Source organism: Jatrophihabitans sp., from assembly GCF_051960575.1.
In the GTDB taxonomy this organism is placed as follows: domain Bacteria; phylum Actinomycetota; class Actinomycetes; order Mycobacteriales; family Jatrophihabitantaceae; genus JBQCEE01.
Map to the genome: position 1 here is coordinate 1 of NZ_JBQCEE010000104.1, position 2190 is coordinate 2190.

Annotated in this window: 2 protein-coding genes; both read left to right on the forward strand. The window is 71.1% G+C overall.

The window, feature by feature from the left end; all coding sequences use genetic code 11:
- The first annotated feature begins 74 nt into the window (after positions 1 to 74).
- Positions 75 to 743, forward strand: coding sequence for a L,D-transpeptidase (locus tag ACTHMS_RS05415; RefSeq protein WP_440305652.1), 669 nt, complete (start codon positions 75 to 77; stop codon positions 741 to 743).
- Positions 744 to 942: 199 nt separating this feature from the next.
- Positions 943 to 2190 (forward strand): DNA polymerase III subunit alpha (gene dnaE, locus ACTHMS_RS05420; RefSeq protein WP_440305653.1); only part of this gene is annotated, 1248 nt, incomplete at its 3' end.

A 2190-nucleotide genomic window follows, 5' to 3' on the forward strand; every position in this document is an offset into this window, starting at 1 on the left:
GGCCAGGACCGGGGTTCTCCCGAGATCATCGCGGTGGGGGCCGTGGCAGGGGCGGGACCGATACGCTGGCGGCCATGCCGCGCCGCGCCGTCCCGCTGCTGGCGGCGGCGTGTGTGCTGGCGGCGTCGGTCGCCGGGTGTGCGTCCGGGACGCGCGCTGCGGCCGGCCCCGGCCCGGCCGGCGCGTCGGCGCCGAGTTCCGTGCCGTCCGCCGCGCCGAGCAGCGCGTCCGCCGCGCCGAGCAGCGCGTCCGCCGAGCGGGGCTGGACGGCGTACAGCCCGCTGGCCTCCGCGACCGCCGCGGTGCCACCGGTGGCCCGACCCGCCGCCGTCCCCAGCACCGACCCGTGCGCCGCGCGGGGGGCGGCGAAGTGGGTGCTCGTCGACATCAGCGACCAGCGCATGTGGTTCTGCGCCGCCCGGCACACCGTGCGCGAGACGCCGGTGACCACGGGCATGGCCGGGCCGGACACCTCCACCCCGACCGGCCACTACGCCATCCAGGGCATCAACCGCGACACGACGCTGACGCTGAACACCGGCGCCACCTATGCCGTGCGGTACTGGATCCCGTTCGACGCGCCGCTGTTCGGCTTCCACGACTCGTCGTGGCAGCACTTCCCGTACGGCAGCGCGAGGTACCGCACCGCCGGCTCGCACGGCTGCGTGCACATGCCGCTGGCGCAGATCGCCTACCTCGCGCGGTGGGCGCCCGTCGGCACGCCGGTCACGATCCGGGCGTGACGGCCGCCCCGACCCGAACCCTCGACGCGAGGTCGAGAGACTCGCGCGGACGACACGCGCGAGGTTGTCAGAGGGGTGTGCTGGAATCGCTGACGGATCGGATGGAGGCAGTCCAGCAGTGACGAGCGGCAGCGGTACTGGCAGCAGTAACGGTTCCAGCGACAGCTTCGTGCACCTGCACGTGCACACCGAGTACTCGATGCTCGACGGTGCCGCGCGGCTGGGGGAGCTGTTCGCCGAGACCGCCCGGCTGGGGATGCCGGCCATCGCCATGACCGACCACGGCAACGTCTTCGGCGCCTACGACTTCGTCACCAAGGCCAAGGCCGCCGGCGTGAAGCCGATCGTCGGCATGGAGGCCTACCTGACGCCGAACACGTCGCGCTTCGAGCGCACCCGGGTGCGGTGGGCGTCGGGCGGCGAGGACGACGTGTCCGGCGGTGGCGCCTTCACGCACATGACGCTGTTCGCCGAGACCACCGCCGGCATGCACAACCTGTTCCGGCTCTCGTCCCGCAGCAGCCTCGAGGGGTTCTTCTACAAGCCGCGCGCCGACCGTGAGCTGCTCGCCGAGTACGCCGACGGCCTGATCGGCACCACCGGCTGCCCGTCCGGCGAGATCCAGACCTGGCTGCGCATCGGCGACTACGACAAGGCGCGGGCCAGCGCCGCCGAGTTCCGCGACATCTTCGGTAAGGACAACTTCTTCCTCGAGCTCATGGATCACGGCCTCGACATCGAGACCCGCGTCCGCGAGGGGCTGCTGAAGCTCGGCAAGGACCTCGGCCTGCCGATGATCGCCACGAACGACCTGCACTACACGCACCAGGACGACGCCGAGGCGCACGAGGTGCTGCTCTGTGTGCAGTCGGGCAAGACGCTGGCCGACCCGAACCGGTTCAAGTTCGACGCCCGCGACTTCTACCTCAAGAGCCCGGCCGAGATGCGTTCGCTGTGGGCCGACAAGTACGAGCTGCGCGAGGCGTGCGACAACACCCTGCTCATCGCCGAGCGGTGCGCGGTCGACTTCACCGAGGGCAACGGCACGTACATGCCCAAGTACCCGGTGCCCGACGGCGAGACCGAGTCGAGCTGGTTCCGCAAGGAGGTCGCGCTCGGCCTCCGGCGGCGCTTCCCCGACGGCATCCCGGACGACGTGCAGCGCCAGGCCGACTACGAGGTCGGCGTCATCGAGCAGATGAACTTCCCGGGCTACTTCCTCGTCGTCGCCGACTTCATCAACTGGGCGAAGGACAACGGCATCCGCGTCGGCCCGGGCCGCGGCTCGGGCGCGGGCTCGATGGTCCCCTACGCCATGCGCATCACCGACCTCAACCCGTTGCAGCACGGCCTGATCTTCGAGCGGTTCCTCAACCCCGACCGCATCTCGATGCCCGACTTCGACGTCGACTTCGACGAGCGTCGGCGCGGTGAGGTCATCCGGTAC

Excerpts from the sequence above, each read along its gene's own strand:
- ACTHMS_RS05415 (WP_440305652.1), top strand. The coding sequence starts at position 75 with ATGCCGCGCCGCGCCGTCCCGCTGCTGGCGGCGGCGTGTGTGCTGGCG.